Annotated in this window: 13 protein-coding genes, 1 tRNA gene and 4 pseudogenes; 4 read left to right on the plus strand and 14 right to left on the minus strand. The window is 59.3% G+C overall.

What is annotated here, in order from left to right:
* Positions 1-115: 115 nt before the first annotated feature.
* Positions 116-439 (minus strand): hypothetical protein, encoded by a 324-nt coding sequence (locus tag EN850_RS06585; protein ID WP_127869964.1) that lies wholly within the window; start codon positions 437-439, stop codon positions 116-118.
* 130 nt (positions 440-569) lie between these two features.
* Positions 570-1,289, minus strand: a complete 720-nt coding sequence (locus EN850_RS06590) for a DUF2569 domain-containing protein (RefSeq protein WP_246689154.1) — start codon at positions 1,287-1,289, stop codon at positions 570-572.
* Positions 1,290-1,661: 372 nt separating this feature from the next.
* On the opposite strand from EN850_RS06590, the gene EN850_RS06595 reads away from it, so the two are divergent.
* A tRNA-Ser gene (locus EN850_RS06595) sits at positions 1,662-1,751 on the plus strand.
* 159 nt (positions 1,752-1,910) lie between these two features.
* Here the strand turns inward: EN850_RS06595 and EN850_RS06600 are convergent.
* From EN850_RS06600 to EN850_RS06625, 6 genes and pseudogenes are all read right to left on the minus strand, one after another.
* A pseudogene (locus EN850_RS06600) lies at positions 1,911-2,034 on the minus strand (IS3 family transposase); the annotation flags it as partial.
* Between the two features lie 145 nt (positions 2,035-2,179).
* Complete coding sequence (locus EN850_RS06605) at positions 2,180-3,199, minus strand: DUF4105 domain-containing protein (RefSeq protein ID WP_136090868.1); 1,020 nt, start codon at positions 3,197-3,199, stop codon at positions 2,180-2,182.
* A gap of 104 nt (positions 3,200-3,303) precedes the next feature.
* Complete coding sequence (locus tag EN850_RS06610) at positions 3,304-4,560, minus strand: alpha/beta hydrolase (protein WP_246689166.1); 1,257 nt, start codon at positions 4,558-4,560, stop codon at positions 3,304-3,306.
* Positions 4,561-4,854: 294 nt separating this feature from the next.
* A pseudogene (locus tag EN850_RS06615) lies at positions 4,855-5,242 on the minus strand (leucine zipper domain-containing protein); the annotation flags it as partial.
* A 318-nt stretch (positions 5,243-5,560) separates the two neighbouring features.
* Entirely contained in the window at positions 5,561-6,310 is a 750-nt protein-coding gene (locus EN850_RS06620) for a hypothetical protein (protein WP_127278206.1), read from the minus strand.
* Positions 6,311-6,527: 217 nt separating this feature from the next.
* Positions 6,528-7,215: pseudogene (locus EN850_RS06625) on the minus strand (DUF3300 domain-containing protein).
* 446 nt (positions 7,216-7,661) lie between these two features.
* Here EN850_RS06625 and EN850_RS06630 point away from each other — a divergent pair.
* The gene (locus EN850_RS06630) at positions 7,662-9,104 is read left to right on the plus strand and encodes a DUF1254 domain-containing protein (RefSeq protein WP_135932394.1); all 1,443 of its coding nucleotides are present in this window, start codon (positions 7,662-7,664) and stop codon (positions 9,102-9,104) included.
* Positions 9,105-9,149: 45 nt separating this feature from the next.
* Positions 9,150-9,737: pseudogene (locus tag EN850_RS06635) on the plus strand (transporter); the annotation flags it as partial.
* Positions 9,738-10,298: 561 nt separating this feature from the next.
* On the opposite strand, the gene EN850_RS06640 reads toward EN850_RS06635, so the two are convergent.
* From EN850_RS06640 to EN850_RS06665, 6 genes are all read right to left on the minus strand, one after another.
* A complete protein-coding gene (locus EN850_RS06640; RefSeq protein WP_136090870.1) occupies positions 10,299-11,294 on the minus strand; it encodes a HupE/UreJ family protein in 996 nt (331 codons plus the stop codon).
* A complete protein-coding gene (locus tag EN850_RS06645; protein WP_246689155.1) occupies positions 11,291-12,172 on the minus strand; it encodes a peptidylprolyl isomerase in 882 nt (293 codons plus the stop codon). Before EN850_RS06645 ends, EN850_RS06640 begins: the two co-directional genes overlap by 4 nt.
* A 60-nt stretch (positions 12,173-12,232) precedes the next feature.
* A complete protein-coding gene (locus tag EN850_RS06650) occupies positions 12,233-14,167 on the minus strand; it encodes a DUF3604 domain-containing protein (RefSeq protein ID WP_136090871.1) in 1,935 nt (644 codons plus the stop codon).
* A gap of 271 nt (positions 14,168-14,438) precedes the next feature.
* The gene (locus EN850_RS06655; RefSeq protein WP_127275477.1) at positions 14,439-14,645 is read right to left on the minus strand and encodes a hypothetical protein; all 207 of its coding nucleotides are present in this window, start codon (positions 14,643-14,645) and stop codon (positions 14,439-14,441) included.
* A gap of 2 nt (positions 14,646-14,647) precedes the next feature.
* Positions 14,648-15,445 carry a DUF2092 domain-containing protein gene (locus EN850_RS06660; protein ID WP_135915011.1) on the minus strand — a complete coding sequence of 266 codons (798 nt, stop codon included), beginning with the start codon at positions 15,443-15,445 and terminating at the stop codon, positions 14,648-14,650.
* 144 nt (positions 15,446-15,589) lie between these two features.
* Positions 15,590-17,422, minus strand: coding sequence for an adenylate cyclase (locus EN850_RS06665; RefSeq protein ID WP_127275475.1), 1,833 nt, complete (start codon positions 17,420-17,422; stop codon positions 15,590-15,592).
* 212 nt (positions 17,423-17,634) lie between these two features.
* Between EN850_RS06665 and EN850_RS06670 the strand changes: the two genes are divergently transcribed.
* Positions 17,635-17,928, plus strand: coding sequence for a hypothetical protein (locus tag EN850_RS06670; RefSeq protein ID WP_335930832.1), 294 nt, complete (start codon positions 17,635-17,637; stop codon positions 17,926-17,928).
* The last annotated feature ends 861 nt before the right edge of the window (positions 17,929-18,789 follow it).

Genomic DNA, 18,789 nt, shown 5'->3' on the forward strand with positions numbered 1-18,789 from the left:
CACGCGGAATTTTGACCTTTTGGAAAAGCATGCCATGGGCACGCCGCGCCGCGATCCGATCCTTGCTCGCAAGCCGTCAGGAGGTGGCCGGAATGGCGCGGGCGATGCCGATGGGTCAGTTCGCGGCGAACTGTCCCGTGCGCCGCTGCCGCCGGTAGCCGATGGCGTAAAGCAGGAAGGCCAGCACCGCGAAGACGGCAAAGCCCGGCTGGTTGAGCACCCAGGCGATGGCGCCATCCCACAGCAGCGGACTGGCCTTGGCGCGAACATAGGTTTCGAAGGCCGCCCGCGTGTCCGGCGAGACAGCCAGCCAGCTGGCGTTGAGCGGGGTCAGGACGAGGGCCGAAGCCGCCACCGTGCGCGTCGTGTCGAGCACCGCCATGATGACGGAAACCGACAGCGCGACCATGGCCGCAAGACGAAAGACGAAGCGAAACATCAAGGCTCTCCCCCGGTTCATCCTGGAGCTGACCAGGAGCCTCCGGCACATGTCCCGAACCAGAAATAGAATGCGTGCGGTTTGTCCGCAATCGCGATACGCGAATTTGAAGGCCGGCGCTTGCTGAACCCTATGCGACTGGCTTGCGTCCGCGGCGGTGAACGAGCCAGACGGCAAGAATGCCGCCGGCAATGGCGCCGACCACCAGCCCGGCCAAGCCGATGAAGGCGGCGAAGTAGCCGCAGCCGCCCTCGAAGCAGCTGACCTCGGCGACATCGGCAATCACCGAGCCAGCCAGGAAGCCGCCAACGGCGCCGATGACCGCGCCCAGGATGATGCCGAGCAAGGCAGCGACGATGGAAACGAAGACCGACGGCGCTTCGGTCGGAGGCCTGGCATAGACGCCTTCGGCGCCGGAGCCGCGGCGCAGCAGATAGATGCAGAGCAGGCCGATGGCGATTTCGGCGCCGCCGATGAACTGGCTCCTGGCGGAGAAGACGAAATCGGGCACGGCAAGCACATAGGCCTGCCTCGCCAGCACCCAGACGATGGTCGCCACCTGCCAGATGATGAACTGGCGCGGGAAGCGCGCCGAGCGGCCAAAGGCAAGGCCGAGCAGGTAAAGCCCCCACAGGATGGTGATGATGTCGACGGCAAGCCCGCCAAGGAGGAAATAAAAGATCCTGTCCGGCAGGCCGGAGTCGCCGGTCAGCCACCAGGCCGAGGCCAGGCCGTAGACCGACCACGCCATGACGAAGATGAGCCAACCCACCGGGACATAAGACAGGTCGTTGCCTGGCCGCCCGACTGGCGCCTGCCCGCTGCCCGGTTGTTCATTGCTTGATGTCATGTCCGGACGATGCCCCCGCAAAGCCTCAGCGTCACTCGACAGGTGGCCGGCGGCGAAGTCAAGCGCGGCCGGTCTTGCGGCCTTGCCTGTGCACATCATTCGGGGCGTCGGCACCTCGAAACGGATGCCGCGGCGGCCTCGCGAAGCACTGTGTGGCCGGCAAAGCGAATAGACTGCCGTTATGGCTTGGCATTCGGCGCGGGATCGACTAGATGAGCCCCGCGCCTGTTGCTTTGACGGCTCAGGTGCGAGGGGAAGGTGCTTGCTGGTTGGCGGCACCCACGGCGCTGATATCGCGTACCGGCTCCCTGAAGGGACTGCATTGTCCCCAACCCGCGCGGCGAAACCGGCCGTCGCGAAAAATGCAAGGACGGAGAGGTGGCCGAGTGGTTGAAGGCGCACGCCTGGAAAGTGTGTTTACGGGAGACCGTAACGCGGGTTCGAATCCCGCTCTCTCCGCCATACCATCAACAAAAACAACAGCTTATAGTGAAATTCAGAATTTACCCGCCAAAGAGCCCATCATGCAGAATGCTATTGATTTAGGCAGCTGCGACGGCATGAGACATCCGGCCGGGGCGCCATTCCCATCATAAAACGATATCTTGGACTCATCGAGATCATGATGCGGAAGCGGCGCCCGTCGGTGGGCTGGTCCGATACGAAGTCAGCGCCCGTCGGCACTCAGCGGCACCAGCATCGGCGCTCTAGTCCCGATCGCCCGTTTGGGGCCGCCGCGGTGGCGCCTTGGGTAATGCGGGCACCTTCTTTCCGACACGAACTTTGTTCCAGTATCCTGCGGCGGGGACGCGATTCCGCATCGCTTCAGCAGCTTCTTTAGGCCGACATCTGGCCTACTGATTCAGTTTCGACAATCGAGATATAGCACTTCAAGGGGCGTACCCGCTTCGAGACGGAGACGGTACGCCAATACGGATTAGTCTTGAAAAGTCTGGCGAAAGGCCTGACTTCCGCGCACGGTCGTCGATGTGGGCTAGTGCTCTCAAGTCTGACAATGGCATGCGGGTGTCGAGTGCACCCCGTGCATAGGCATAATCGGGAAGATAGCCGTTGACGATTAGGCGCCAGTCGAGGGGGACCACGTCACCGACCGCTCGCATCATCTTGACGATCGTCGTCGTACAGTTCGTCGTGATGGAATTGTAGAATTCTGGCGTCGCTGATAGCGCATTTGCGTCAGAGAGATATTCCAGAAGGAGCGTCCGGGCTGCGTCAGGCGACGCCTTCAGTCGATAGATCTGGACGTCCTCTCCCCGTACATTCGACCTGACGCCGACCACGTCACGCTCGTCGGCCGCGATAATGACCAGGGGATTGCTCTTGAACAGGTCTGCTATGGGCGAAAACTCGCCACCGCGACGCCGCCGCACCTCGATGGACCAGGCAAGATAGTCACCTCCTGCAAAGCCGAAGCTCATGATGACATGAGCGATTTTGGTCCCAGACCAATAAGACATGAAGAGGTCGACGGTCTGGATGCTGGAGAGATCGTACGTCCGCGTTGTCCAGCGTTCGGTGAAATCGGTGTCGCTGCGCCATTCGAAGGCGCGCACGTCTTTTAACGTCAACCGATTTCCGTCGTAGGTGCCGGTTACCTGACGGGCGACGTCTGGCGCCCAGTCGGCGTGGCCCAAAGGCTTGATGGTGCTCCACCAAACCAGAACCGCAGCAAACGCAGCCACAAACACTGCGAGCGCCCGGAAGCGGAACCGGCTGAAGAGCGCGATGATGATGGTGAAGCCGAACAAGATGAACAGGATGCAGGCCACTGCCCGTCCGGGCTCCGCGAAAGGCAGGCGGTACCACATGGCAAGGCCGGCCCAGGTGGTCAAGATTGTAACGACTAGTGAAAGGATGATCGCAATTGAGATTCGCGCGACGCCACGCATTCATTCCCCCCTTTTCAGCCGGACGGAACGCAGCGCCGTTCCTGCAGATGCGTATGGTCTGTCCTTCATCGGCTTCAGTACTGCCACTTGGCTTCGCCGAATGGCTATTTCCTGCAATCTTGGATAGTCGGAGAGGAGACAACGCAATTCTTGCCAGCCTTCGCTTTCTGGCTGTTCTGGGAACCTGCGAGAGCGTTGACCTGACGGCCGTAGTTCTCCCTGGTGTTCTGATCGATCACTGCCACGGGTGCCGCGATCACCAGCCCCGCCGCGCTGCCCGCCGCTGCTGCCGCTCCGGTCGTTGCCTGAATGATCGTGTCGCCCAGGCCAACCCTACTGTCGGTGAGATTCTGGCCGCCGGCAATTCGAGCCCCAATCAGTTGGACGGTCTGGGGTGACTCGGCGAACTTGCCATGGTTCAACTTGTCTCCGGATTTGACTTTGGTCAGGTCGATGACCACTACATTGTTTTTCGCGAATTCCTCTTTGTATGGGCTCTGCTCCGGGTTGATTGAACCAAGCCGCGGGATATCGCCCCAGACCCGTTTTGAAATCGCCAGCGCGCGGTCATCCTGCGAAACAAAAAGGGTGAACTGGGGGTGCTGTTTGCCCATGTCGGCAATTTGCGTGCGAAACACGTCGACATCGACGTCAGGGGCAGCCAGCATGACGTTCTTGAATTTCGCCGGCAGGCCGCCGTTGCGGATAGCCATCTGGCGCAAAGATTCCAACGCAAGCCAGTTGCCCATTGAATGAGCGAGGATCGAGACTTCCTTTACGTCTGGATCGCGCGCGAGAAACTGGAACAACAGTTCGAGGCCGTCGCGGGTGTAGTTGGTGCTTTCGCGGTCATATCCATAGGCAAGTGCGCTCCCACGAGAAGGCCAGGTGACCAGGATGGGCACGCTGTCGGTGCCTGTATCGTGGGAGATCTGCGCAAAACGATAAACCGAATCTTCGAATCGGTTATTAAAACCATGGATAAAGACCAAAACACTATGGTCCCGGCTTTTCCTGACAGACGCGTGGAGCCATCCCTTCGCAGTCTGGACGGTCAAATCTTCGGTCTGAACGACCGCGAAATCGGTTGCCGGGTTTGATGGAAGTTTCCTGGGCCACGCGACCTCGCCGACCTTGCGAACCGATGCCGGAGGAATCGACACTGTAATCTCCGCGAACGAGGGGGCCAATCCGCGCTCGCCCGTAAACATCTCAGCCGGATTGGAGGAACGACTGCGGGTCGTCGCCACCAACATCTCCACCTTGCTAGCCGAAGGGGACGTTTCGGCCACTGGCAACAGCACATTCGTCGGACGGGACGCGCACCCCCAGAACAGGGCAGCCAAAGCCGACGCCAACAAAACGCTGCTGACATGCCTGACTTTGGATAGGCTCACAAAACAATTTCCCAAACTCCCCTCCCGTTTCGAAGTTGTCCCCAAGCGAATGCACGGCTCGAAAGCAGCCCCGCTTTGATACTTGATGCAAATGCATGGCGCTCGTAGCATCTGGTATTCTCTGCTGGTTGGCTTCGGACTCATTTCTTTGCGAGTAGGAGTGTAACGACGGTGCGGAAACTGAATCTGTCAGGGCTCGCTCCCGAGCGCTCAGCCCAATAGAGCACCACTCCCGGGCACAGGCTGATTGGCTTGACGCTCGCGGTCATAGCGACGCGCCGGCTCGGCCGGTACCAGGTCTTTCAGCCGTAACAGTCCGGCGTGTGCCAGCACTCGCCCCACCGTCGCTTCGGACACGCCGGTTTGCATAGCAATGTGCTTGCCGGTCAGGCGCTGCCCGCGCAGCGCACAATCGCATCTGCCACCGCGGCTACGGCTCGCCTCGGACTTGTCTTGGGCCGCGAGGAATGGTCGAGCATGCCGGCGCTTCCCCCGATCCGGAAGCGCTCCACCCAGCGCGCCACCACCTTCGCCGTCACCCCGTATGTCTGCGCCGCATCGGCTTTGGAAAGACGGCATTCAACAACGTCGCGGCCATCTCCTCTCGACGCAGCGGCGTCAGACGGGCATTCTTGTGGATGTTCATTCGTCCTTCGAGAATCACTGAAGCTTCGACAATCTCCGCTTTCTCGGTCGGGGCCGAATGAGCAACCTCCTGAAAGCTCACACCTAGCTAAAATGAAGCTTCATCGCGAGGGAGTTTGTGGTGATCTTGCGCCCCGCATAGACGAGGAGCTTCCTTCCCACCGACCAGAACATTGCGTTCTCGGGTCGAGAAGGCCGCCCCTGCTACCGGGAGCGAAAACGATCAGCACGGAACCGCCATAGCGAACTTCGCGATGCTCTTGCTTCCTTACCTCAAATACGCGATCGCGATCTATTTGACCTGCCATCACCGATCCGATCAGAACCGAAATTTGGCGCCGATGATTGGTCCCTGCATTGCCACGTCAAATACAAATCCGTCGTTGTCGTAGTCTACGGCAAGGTAGCGATAGCCCGCTTCCAGCGTGACCGAATCGCTATACCGGTATTGAAGCGTGCCCAGCACCTGCCAATCGATGTCGGCGCCGACACCGAAGCCACCGACATCCGCCTCGCCATGGAGGCCGAATCCGTTGCCGAGAGCAACATTGCCGGCCACACCAATCAGAGGGTCGACCCAAGTCTTGCTACCGCTGGCCTCCCTCGTGGCGAGAGGGCCGGTAACGGTCAAATCCGTATCCAGGTACCAGAGCCGTCCGCCGGCCAGAACGTCCAAGGTCGCGGTGCCATTGTCGACGACCCGATAGGAGCCGCCGAAGGTCCACAGCACCATGTTCATCTTCGCTTCGGCCGAAAGAGCAGCCAACGGGCCGGGCGATGTGCCATCGGCCTCGAGTCCCAGGTATATGAAGTCGGTGAATAGAGCGTAGCGGCCATTGCGCGCCTCACCGGCAAGCATGACCGGCGGGGGAGACCAATCGATGTGGTTGAAAATCTGGCTGAAATCGACATTGACATCCGCCGGCGACAGGCCCCTGACGCCGACCCTGCCGTTCATGCCTGCCATCCAGAAATAGGGCTCTGCCGTGAAGGTCCAGACCGGCGCGGGTGCAGGCGTGGGTTCGGGAGGTGCAAGGTCTGCCGCGATCGCCGGCGCCGCAACCAGCACTGCCGCTATCCCCGCCAAAGCCGGCACGAGAGCTCGGATGATTCCCATATCGAAGTCCCCTCTAAAATCCGTCTTTTACTTCTTGTCCGATGCGAACGTCTTGCGCCGCAGTGACAACATATACGTATTCGCGCGGCTCAGCTAATGGATATCGGCTTCCGGTCGTTCTTCATTCGTAGCGGTCCATTGCTCGTGGCTGTCACGGACAGTGTTGAGCCTACTTCGGGAACAGCAGGGTAATTCCCGTGCGGAAGCCGAAGCCGTCGGGTCCGCTGTCGGGACTTTTAGCCCAGTAGGCAATCGGCGCAAGGGGATAAGCGGTAGCGTACGGCATGGCCGGTTCATACCGCGGGATATAGATCGTGTCCGTACTCGCGGACCGGATAACGACATCGTTGTTCTCTTCGACAACCGTGACCTTGTCGTCGGCCCTTGGCCTCCGCCTTGTCGCGCAACTGCTGAATCGCGACCAGTACGTCTTTTTGCTGATACGTTAACGCGTCGCCAAACGTCTGGGTCCAATCCAGATCGTCACTCATCATTTTAATGATCTCGGGATAGTTGAGCAGCGAGATTACACTGCCGTCCCAGCTTTCTTTGGGTTTCAGGTCCGATTTCTTGGCCACCTGATCCAGGAACCGGCTCGCCTCTACAATCTGCAGCCGGTACAGCGACGCCTCACAAATAAGTGCGACAAGTTCATCGGGGTAGAGTGCGATGCGCGCTACCAGGATTTCAAGTTCATCCTCGTCAAGCGGTTCGGGAGATTGGGCGCCCGTGCCGCTATCCGCGGCGACTGTCTTATTCTGGGCGGCCGCGAAGGAGGCGGGACTGGAGCAGACGAGAAGCGCAATAGCGGCCACAATGCCGGCGCCGGCGCGCCAGCGCGGAAACTTGCGTTCCATTATCGTCCTCCAAGCGATTTCAGGGTGGCTGCCAGCGAGTCGTGCTGCCAGTCCCGGCAAATACCTTCTGCCTTGGCACGATGCTGGAGCATTCCCCTCTTATGGGGAAGGTAGTTAACTGTATGCTACGTGCAGACTGGGCAGCTCGTGCCAGTGGATCAGTCGACGTGAAGCCGGCTTTCCTCAGCAACCGCTTGGTACGCGAGGCGTAAGCTGCGCGACCCCAGCGGCATTCAACGGTCTTGTGCCAGCCTCATCAAGGAGCTTCGGCGCCAGGCGGGGAACTCTCCCTGCGCGGCTTTTGACACTTAACGTGCTGGTGCGCGACCTTGTTTGCTTTCACGACAATCGACGCCTGTATGATCCCGTAAGATACATGCAGTACCTAGTTTCTCGATGCATGGTGCCGTAGCGTCAAACACACGTCAAAACTCGGAGTGCCAGCTATGAACATATCGCGTCGCGCCGTCTCGCTTGGCGGCTTAGGTCTGCTTGCTGCAACTTCGCAGAGGCCCACGAGTGGCCACGCAGAAGGTCTGGTTGGAGATCTGATGGAAGGATCGGATGATTTCGGCCTCGCGGTCGAGGCTTACACTTACGGCTATCCGCTGGTCACGATGGAGATGACTCGCCGGGTTATAACAAATGTTGCCAAACCCAAGGGAACCAAGGCTCCGATGGGGAATCTTATCAAGGTGCGCGAATATCCTAATGCACAGTTCCGGGATGTGACAGCTCCCAACGCCGACACGCTGTACACCACGGCCTTCTTGGACGTCGGCAAGGAGCCTTGGGTCGTCAGCCTGCCGGACTTGCAGGACCGCTACGCCTTGTTCCCCATGCTCGACGGCTGGACGACGGTCTTCGACGTGCCGGGAAAGCGGACCACCGGAACAGGCGCGCAGACCTTTGCCGTTACCGGCCCTGGCTGGGAAGGCACGCTGCCGGAGGGGGTCAAGCAGTACAAATCGCCGACCAGCATCGTCTGGCTGCTCGGCCGCATCTATTGCACAGGCACGCCCGAGGACTATGCGGCAGTTCACAAGGTGCAGGACGAGGTAAAGCTCTATCCGCTGAGCGCCCACGGCAAGGAATGGACGCCGCCTCCCGGCAAGGTCGACCAGTCGATCGACATGAAAACGGCGGTCCGCGATCAAGTCAACAAGATGGATGCGGTCGAGTATTTCACGCTGCTCGCCGAACTGATGAAGACCAATCCGCCGACGGAGGCTGACGCACCGATGGTGGAAAAAATGGCACAAATCGGCATCGTGCCGGGGCAGGATTTCGACAAGACGAAGTTCAATCCTGCCTTCGCCACGCGCGTCCCGCAGATCGCCTTCGACCGCATCATGCTGCACTTCAAGTTCAGTGACGGCGACGTGAAGCAAATCAATGGCTGGGGCTTCACAACCAAGACCGGCATCTACGGCACGAACTATATCCAGCGCGCGCTCGTGACCGCCATTGGCCTTGGCGCCAATCGTCCGCAGGACGCGATCTATCCGACCTCCATGACGTCGCATGGCGACTTGATCAACAGGGCCTATTCGGGTTCGGACAAATACGTCCTGACCTTCAAGAAGGGTCTAACCCCTCCGGTAACAGGCTTCTGGTCAGTGACTATGTACGACGCGGATTACTTCTTCGTCGACAACCCGCTCAACCGTTATTCTATCAGCGCCCGCCAGCCGCTGAAAGCCAATGACGATGGTTCCATTGACATCCTGATCCAGAACGAGAGCCCTGGAGCAGACAAGGAGGCCAACTGGCTGCCTGCGCCCAAGGGCAAGTTCGTCCTGATGATGCGGACCTACTGGCCAAACGAGAGCGACCCTTCGATCATTGACGGTTCGTGGACCATCCCGCCTGTCAAGAAGGTGAGCTGAGTGACGTGGCGAGGCTGAGGGGGGTAGACTGTGCCCCCGAGGCCTCTCAACGACGATTGGAACGTCATCTCCCGCACCATCCTGCCCGTCGCCTACCAGCACGATATTGCCGGGCCTTCCGGCAATCAGTTCGGGCTCGGCGACATCAGCCAGAACCTGTTCTTCTCGCCCAAGAAACCGACCGCAAATGGGATCATCTGGGGTGTCGGCCCGGTGTTCCTCTTTCCGACGGCGACCGACGAATTGCTTGGTGGAGAAAAATGGGGAGCTGGTCCGACAGCCGTCGTGTTGAAACAAAAGGACGGATGGACGGTGGGTATGTTGGCGAACCACATCTGGTCGTTTGCCGGCGACGGCGACCGCAGCGACATCAACGCCACCTACTTGCAGCCTTTCGTCTCCTACACGACGAAGGACGCTTGGACGTTCAGCTTGAACACCGAGAGCACCTACAATTGGGAGGCGCAGCAATGGTCGGTCCCGATCAACTTCCAAGTCTCGAAGCTGGTGGTGATGGACAAGCAGCCGATCAGCCTGTTCGCCGGTGTGCGCTACTGGGCGGAAAGCCCCGACAATGGGCCAGATGGTTTCGGCTTCCGCACGGGTATTACACTACTGTTTCCAAATAAATAGGCCGGGCAGTGCTTCGGCCGGGGCGCAGGCCAGTCCTGCGTCCGCTTGTCGTGTGAGGGTAGCAGCGATCTGGCTGAGGCTCTGCCCGGCTGCCTTCAGCGGATGGCCTCTCGCTCCTGGCCGAGCGCGAACGAGCTTCCGTTTAGGGTCGAACTCGGTAGTTCAGGTGATTGGGTTTTGACCCCAAACGCCATCCGATTTGGTCGCCCGCAACGGTCCAGCGTTCGCCTGACCTGCATAGACCTCCATTTCCCACCTCGGGGCGGAGTCATCTGCGTTTGGGCAGCCACATAGAGCAACGTCCGCATGAAGCCCATTCAACTTGTTTCTGTTTCATTCTGTTCTCCAACTGCTGCGTTCCGTTTGGAATTCTCGACTGGGGTTCTCAGCGGTGCCGACATGGAGTGGCCGCCATCTCATTCTGATCCGGGAAATCCACAGGACGACCGAGACGCGACATCGCCATGACCAAGATCGCTCCGATCCCCGAGGGCTCGCGACGTTTCTCGCCAATCAACGCGACGCTTAACCCGAGTTCGGAACCAGTTTCAGTCATCCGATCTAGACCACAAAGCCGGCAAGTCGTGTGATGAGCCAGCCTGCAGCCATTGTGCCGATCAGATAGGCGGCAGTGCTCCGCGCAGCTACAATCGGAATGGTGATCAGGGTGGTAACAATTCTGAAGGCGATTAGTACCGCCGCTACAAAAAGCATTTGCCCTGCTTCGACGCCCAGATTGAAGGTGAGAAGAGCAAGCGGCACATCCACCTGTGGAAGTCCGATCTCCTTGAGCGCACCAGCAAAGCCAAAGCCATGAAGAAGACCGAAAGCGAAGGCCACCATCCAGGGATAGGTCTCGGAAAGCCGCCTTTCTGCTGGCTTGATCTTGGTGAGTTCGCTGGCCACGAAGGCAATGCTAAGCGCAATGGTGGCTTCCACGGGTTTCTGCGGTAGGCTGAAGTAACCCAAAGCCGCCCCTGCAAGCGTGATACTGTGGGCAATCGTAAAGGCAGTAATTGTCTTCACGAGCGTCCATCGATTGTGGATCAGCAGCATGAGAGCCAGCACAAATAGAAGGTGGTCGATGCCGGACAGGATGTGATCAACACCCAACCGGAAATAGGTTTCCGCCACCTCAAAGCTGGCCTGAGCGCCCTTGATGACAGTGCTCGGCATATCTGGTTTGAGGCGGGCAATCTCCGTCGTCCCATCGCGGTAGGTAATATGGATCAGCGCGTCGGTCAGGGTTGAGCGCAAGCCGTCGATGGTGATCTCATGGCCCTTCAGACCGCCGTCGCATGCGGCGGTCCATCGCTCCATGTAGGCACCGCCATCGATGGATCTCGTCGGCTCGTTCTCCGCCCTGCATGTTTCCGGCAAACGCGCGTAGAGGCTGAGCCGCCTGTCGCCCAGGGCCGGCACTTTCCATACCGCCACAAATACATCGGGTTCCGTCTCCCGCATCTCGAGATAAGCGGGGCGCATCTCGTGTGCTGCTGCGGGTGCGGATTGGAACAGCTGCAGAAGAACCGTCAATAGCGCTGCGAAGCGAATCATCGGATGGCGCTCGTTTTTGCGGGGTACTCGATCACTACCGCATATCGCTTCAGCAATTCCTCAAGTCGGCGCTCTTCGAATTCCTTGCGCTTGTCATTCGCCCACTCGCGCACCACGTCATCGCGCACCTCGTTGAGCGCGGGCAAGCGGCCCGGTCTACGCTCTGACAGCTTGATCAAATGAAGTCCGAAACTTGATGTGACGGGACCTGTCCACTGGCCTAGCGTTGCCTTGTCGAGCGCTTCGGCGAAATCCGTCCCAAAAGTCTGGCCTATCGATGATTTGCCTGTCAGGGGCAGCTCCACGGGAAGCAACGACACGTCACCCAACATCGTCGGATCGGTCGCGGGATTTGTCGCCAATGTCTTCAATATGGAGGCCGCGTCCTGCCCGGTCTTGTCGCCGTGCTGGTCCGGGTTGAGGAAAACCTGTTGGAAGGCCAGCATCGGTTCGATCTCGAATACGGTGGGGTGAGCCTTCAGATAGGCATCAAGCTCACCACTAGTCGGCGTTTGTGCATCGACGATGGAGTCGTTCATAAACCCCATCTTCAGGCTTAGGCGGCGGCGAATGACAGCGTCATCCTTGTCGAGCCCCAAGGCTAATGCCTCGCGGACGTAGATCTCTTCCTTGACGTAGTCGTCGACCAGTCCCTTGAATTCCTCGGCCGTCGGAGGTCGCTGCCAGGTCTTGCCGAAGATTGCAGTCAGTTGTTCGATCTTGGCGCCGTGACGATGATGCGATCCGGCGCTTGCGCTCCCCCGCGGTTGAGCAGGCCATACACCGAGAAGATGGCCAGAGCCAAAATGATGAAGTGCGCTAATGGCTCTCTCAGCAGACGTTTCAGCAAGATGATTGGCTCCGCTGGCAAAGGACAAGCAGGGTGGTGCGGCGGTAGGCGGCCGCACCGAACTTTCAGGTCAACTCCAGAGTGACATTCAAGGCGTGTACCAGATCGGCGACGTGTAGGCGCGCTCCGTCACAGTCATCTGTGTCCCCTCCAGTGGCTTCGTGCCAAAGCGCTTGGCGTCGTAGGCGGTCCAGCGCGGCGTCGGGATCTCGATGACGCGACCGTAGTAGAAAGCCTTCTGCTTTGGATCAAATGCAGGGTCCTTCCAGACCGCAATCAGTTCCGAGGCGCCTATGGTGTTCTTCCACGTAGCGTTTTCGACATCCACCGTGCTGCCAACCGATGGGAGCTTGCCATCTGCGCCTAACTTGCGGTCGCCACCCCAAGCTACGTCATAGACCTGCTCATGAGTTTGATCCTTGTCATCGAGCCATCCCTTGACGATCTGGTAACGATCGAGATTGGCGCCGATCGGATCCTTAAGTGCAGCGACGAGGAACGTCGGCACCTTGCCCTCTGGCGCTGCCGTCAAGTCGCCGCCCATGGGCACGCCTTTGGCATAGCCGATAGCGCCCGGATTGCGGGTCTCTGCATCTGCCTGCTCGAAATCCCAGCCGCCGAAAAAGCGCACAGCCATGCGCGGTCCCGTGGTGCCATAGGTTTCCTTGCGCTGCATGGCGTCCCAAAGAGCTTCACGGGTATTTTCCGTCGCCCAGACCGCGGCATAACCCGAGGCGCTGACCTGCCAGTCCATGACCTTTATCTTCGTTTTTGGATTAGTGAAGAATGTACTCAACATGCGCTCCGGGCTCGGCTCCTGTGGCGTGGTCTTGCCGAAGAAGTTTTCCTCTTCCAGCGCGGAGAGGCCGGTGTGAGCATCGGAACTGCCGACCATGCCGAACTTGTAGGGGTTGGTGCCAAGCTCGGCCTCGAGCTTGAGACCATTCCGCAGTGCTGAGCGCGCATATTCGAACTCCAGCATATCGGGTGTCTTCGCCGCGCTGCCATCAAGGTTGCCAAAGTCCCACCGTTCGAAATTGGCAAATTCGTCATTTGGGGAAAGCGTCGGGTGGGTTTCGCCGTCGCCCTTGGTCTGGGTTGCCTCATAGAGCCGCTCCCACTTTGCGCGCTGCTCCACATATTCCTTGTCCACCGGCTTGTTGGTGAAGGACTCGATCAGCGGGAACATACTGCCATTGGAAAGGTTGCCGTTGTGGGCGATGGCCAGCACGCTACCGCCCGTCTTGTCCTCATAGGCCTGCATCCATTTCCACAGATCGCGCGGATTATCGCTGCCGAGGGGCTTCAAAGTCGTGTAGGGCACGATCTGGTCGGCCTTGTCTCCGTTATCCCGGAAGATCACGTTGCGGTGCAGATTGTTGCCCGCCGTGTTGGACGTCCATTCATAGCCGATGACAGCAGTGAAACGGCCGGGATCATTGTATTCCTCCGCCGCTTTTATCGTATCCTGCCATGCATTTTTGTAGGGGCGGGTTTCAGGTCCATACATCATGCTCTTCGGAATCGTTCCCGCGCTGAAGGCCTGGATGATCTGGATCGCAGCGTCGCCGCCTTGTCCTGACTTGATCATATCGTACCAGGTCTTGGCTTGGGGGTCGGCAATGACTTCCGGCTTGCCGGCAAACAGGTCCGGAAACATGCCCATGTTGTCTGAGTGGTCGGTAACGACCAGGAAGTCCAGCGGTCGCGACAGCTTGGCCGGCTGACCGCTCGACGCCGTAATTTCCTCGCCTCGCGCAAAGCGATAGGCATCACGCGGTGTCAGCCGCGCGCCGAACGCACCCGCATCGAAAGATGCTCCGGTGTGAAGGTGCGTGTCGCCGAAGAACGGCCGGGTAGGGAAATTTCGGCCAGCATAGGGCGAATAGATCGGCTTCGCGGCAAAGACCTTCGCTGCCTTCTCCGGTGATAGCGCACCAATGTCATCATCAGCAAATGCCGGTGCCGCCAGGCCGAGGATGGTCGCACTCAGAAGAATGGACCTGAAAGCAGAACTGCGCATATTGTGGTTCCTCCGGTTAAAGCTCGTCACCACATCGTAGTCTGTAAGTGGAAACACACCCGTAGCATCGGGTATGTTCTGTGAGGGAAGCATGCCCAAGCGACCTGCGGCACGCGAGGGTTGGTGCCTCGTCCTTCATCTCGAACTCTGATCGATGCAGGGTTGATCTGCCACCGGCGGACGTCATAAACCTGTTCCGCCCTTGTGCGCGGACTCGCCCTTATGAGACCAGCTTGGAAATCTGTGCCTCAGGTTGCGCAGCAGGCGCGACTTAACAGTAATACATACCAACCGCGCAGCGCCGCACCGTACGCCTCGCAACCCCGGCAACACTGACCGGCGTGAGCGGACGCCCGACGATGGCTTCGGCCGTCGACATAAGGGTGTGGGAACCGGTGACTGTCATCCGTTCCGAGGCTCCGAGCCCGATCAGCCCGAAGGTGGCAGCGAGCAGGATATTTTTCAGTTTCGCTGTCATGATTATTTGGTCCCTTCTGGTGAAAACTGTGTGGGCAGTTCATCGGTGTCGGTCAGTTCCTTCGCATCGACCTTTTTGGCGTTGGTCCCGTTCTTGAAGCCGAAGTCATCGGCCGCGACATCGCTGCCGGTCTTCCAGTCTCTGATCTGAACACTGTATTGCGGCCCCTGATCGACTTTCTTGCTGGTAATGACATATCGGCAGGGATAGGGATGCTCGCCCTGGGCGATCCAGATCTGCCAGTCTACTTCCTTGGTCCGAAACGCCAGATGATCGCATTCGGTGCCGCCGATCACGCCGCTGCCGAGGTCCTTGACGTCGGTCACGTCGCGCATCAGCTCCTCGTAGACGTTCGACATAAGCAGGTCTGCGCCGGGAACAGGCCGGTGGAACTTGTCCCGCAACTCATCGACCAGATGATCCAGGGTACCAGGCACCTCGGCCTGCGTGTAAAGGTTGGCGTTCTTGCCCAGCAGCGTCAGCGTCTTGCCGTCGAAGATCATCTCGACATTGGCGAAACCGCCACTGCGGGTGGCGCGGATCCTGTCGGGCCGGCTGAGGTCGACCATCCCCGAACTCGCGAACAGAAGCTTCTGGTGGTCCTTGGTGACGACCTCGAAGTTGGTGTCGTATCCAAAGGAAATGGAACTCATGCCCGCCATGTAATCGGACATCGCCTTGAGCAAGCTCTTGGCCTCTGCGTCGTCCGCTGTCGCGGGCGCTCCCCACCCAATCGCCAAGATCATCGCCGCTGTAGATGCGGCGGCAAGTCGCCTTGATTTTCGTGGTATTCTTTTCATGTGAGTGCCTCCTTCCAGGTGCCTCAGTATTAGTTGAGGAAGCGGAGGAGCACCCGTAACATCGGGTAGGTTCTGTTATGGTCGCTACTTTTGTGCCGCGGCGGCCTACCAGCGCGAGAACGCAGATCGACGCTCAGCCCGCACTTACTCGCTCGAGGGCATATCAGATGTTGTGGCAGGCACTGAGGAGCCTGACGGCGCGTCCGACGGCACGGGCAAGCCTGCCTTGCGAAGGCTCGCGATCATGCGCGCCCGATCCGCTGCCTGGATGTTGCGCTTCATGAGTTCGGCCTCGATGTTGGGGATGAACGCTGGGCTCATCTTCATAAATATTTCTCCCTCCCGGGTTGCTTCCGCCATCATCCCCGCCTGTGCATAGATGGCGGTCGCTACCACATGGAAGATTGGGAGTTTCTGGAGATCGGCCTGCCGGATCTCGGCCACGGCTTTTTGGTCGTCATGCTGCATATAGGCTGTGAGCGCGAGCACCGTGTGGTAGTACCCGCCGGCCCCCGGATTGCGGTCAAGAGCTAGCTGCACAAGCTCCGCCCCACGCTGCCATTGCCCTCCAAGTGCCAGTCGTGTGCCGAATTCGCCGAGGAACTCGGTATCGTTGGGATTGAGTGCCAGTGCCCGTTCCCCGATCTCCATCGACTCAGCCCATTGCTGATTGAAGAACAACGCCGTCATCAACGCCTGAAGTGCGCGCATATTGTCCGAGTTCAGCTCGACCGCCCGACGCGCTGCAGCGAGTGCACGTTCAGCCGATGTGGGCGCGCCCTTTCGTGCATTGAAGCCAAACCGGTCCTCGTCGACGTAAGCAATCGACAGCATCGCCCAGGCGGTAGCGTAGGATGGAAAGCGCGCGACGGCGCTCTCAAGGCAGTCGCGGACGGCCGCATGCCGTTCGACACTCAACTCGGTGCGATAGGCGTAAAATTGAAGCGTGCAACGGTAGGCATCGAGATCATCGGGCGGGCCGTTCGCGATGTCGGCCTGATAGATGACGCCGTAGGGCTGAGCTACTACTGTTGCAACCTGGGCGGCGACATCGGATTGAATGGCGAAGATATCGCGGGAACGAAAATCGTCGTCGTAGGTTTGAGACCACAGGATCGCGCCGTTTTCGGTTTCGATCAGACGGGCTGTGACGCGGATTCGCGCGCCGGAGATTTGCACCCCGCCGGTCAGAAGGTAACTGGCTCCGAGTTGCTGGATGTGCGAGGGGGCGACTTGCGGTGGCAAAGCCTCTGAGGTCTCGCGGCCATACACCGTCAGTTCTTTGAAGTGCGGCAGGATGCTCAGCAATTCCTCGGTAAGCCCCATCGCATATAGCTTGGCTTCCGGTCCTCCGCCGAGATCGGCGAATGGCGCGACCACCAGCGTTGGTCCCTCGGGATCGGCCGCCCGCGTCGAGGGCAGGGAGGTCTGCGACACCAGCGGGCTGGAGGCCCAATATGCAAAGGTGAGGCAGACGACGACTGCGAGCGTTGCCGTGGCGAGCCAATGCACGCGTTCCCATGAAAACGAAGCCGCTTTCGAAATCTCGGGAGCCGCTGCAGGCCCGACGGGCGTGAGTTCGACTGCGTTCGAGACGTTCCAGCTGAAAACGGGAACGTACCCGCCCTTGGGGATTTCGATGCGGATCGGATCGGTGCATCCGGACAGCAGGTAATACCGCTCAAGCGCGCGGCGCAACCGACCCGCCTCGATCCGCACCACCGGATCGTCCTGCGAGAAGTTTTCGTCCCGGTCGAAAACCTCGATGGCGATCGAATAACCTTTGAGCCGCGTAGCGCGCCCAGAGAGCGTTTCTTCCACGACGTAGCGTAGGAAAGCACAAGCGCGCGCCGGCACCGAAAACTCAGGACTTGAGAGAATGCGCTCAAGCTCGGCGCGGACCTCCTCCGGAGAGGGTGGCAGTCGGAGTGCCGAAGTCAGGGCTAGCGCTGCAACCCCAGGATTAAAGACGTTCATTCCAGAACCCCTCTTGCCCCACCTTGAGGGCCGTCCCGACCTGCCGTAGGGCATCGGCTTTGGAGGTAAATTAGAAACTGCTTAAGTAGAGTACTCCCCGCATTCCATTCCGTCCAAGACTATGTACGATTCCATATGGTCCGGCGTCGGCTACAGTAACCTACGCCCGCAACTGCTGCGGCACGCCTATACTCCATTGCACCGACGGCGGAATGGGCGTCATTGATATGGATCAAAAAATCGAGGCGGCCCAACGGCGCTTTCCCTTGCGAAAGCGCGCGATCGAGGACCTCGCCGTCCGCGATGAGGATTTCCGCTCGCTGTGTATCGATTTTGCTGACGCCGAAAGAGCGGCCCTGCGTTGGGAGAATTCCGACACACCAAAGCGTGATGAGCGTCGCGCCGAATACCTAGCGCTGGTCAACGACCTGGCCAAGGAGATCGAAGCAATATTGGATACAGCCGCCAGTATCCCGCTCCCGGCCCAGCGGCCGAAAAGTCAGTAGTGAACGAAAGCTGCTCAATGGCTGGCTGGGGCCTCGCAAAGCGGAGCAGCCCTTGGCCGCACCGAATATACCAGATGCTACATCGCGCGGCGATCCAAAGTATCACGCCGCCGCCTCCTTCCGTTGCGCGGTGACGGTCTGTTGCGTCGCAGCCGCACTGACCACTGCTTCCTGTTGCGGTCCGGCAGAGCTCTGAGCCAGTACGGATTTCGCGAGTTTGATACCGTTTTCATCAAACGCTGTCGTCGCCTGACGCCAGCACTCGCAAAGACTGTTATTCGGCCCGGCAGACAAGTCTTGCAGTATGTCGATGGAACTCGTCTGATCACCGGCAAGTCTCAAGGCACCATGGTGCTTGGTGTGGCTGTTCCGGGAGTAGGTTACCAGATGCTACGCGCGTGCACGCGCCACGTCCGCTAACCTTCGCGTCAATCAGTGCAGAGGAGCGACAAACAATGTGCCAACTCAGCGCGTCCGGCATGATCGATGACTAGGAGAAGGTCTACGCTTCGATAGTCGAGGACAGGCGATCATGCTCAACCGGGGTTGCTCAGCGCAGGACCAAAAATGGACCACGATCTAAGCCAACGAGCTAACGGGCCTGTCCAACTAGTGGTCCGCTAATCTACATGCTTGCCCACGTAATTTACCGACTGCCTCTGGGCTCACGCGATATACAAGCCCTTTGAGACACCCGCCGAATTGCAGTCCGCGAAGGGAAAAGCCCCATGCTGAGACGCCAGCGCGGACGTTCATGAGCAGAGAACGGCAGATAAAGGCAGATAAAGGCAGATAAAGGCAGATAAAGGCAGATAAAGGCAGATAAAGGCAGATAAAGGCAGATAAAGGCAGATAAAGGAA

The organism is Mesorhizobium sp. M8A.F.Ca.ET.207.01.1.1 (assembly GCF_004794715.1).
Taxonomy (GTDB): domain Bacteria; phylum Pseudomonadota; class Alphaproteobacteria; order Rhizobiales; family Rhizobiaceae; genus Mesorhizobium.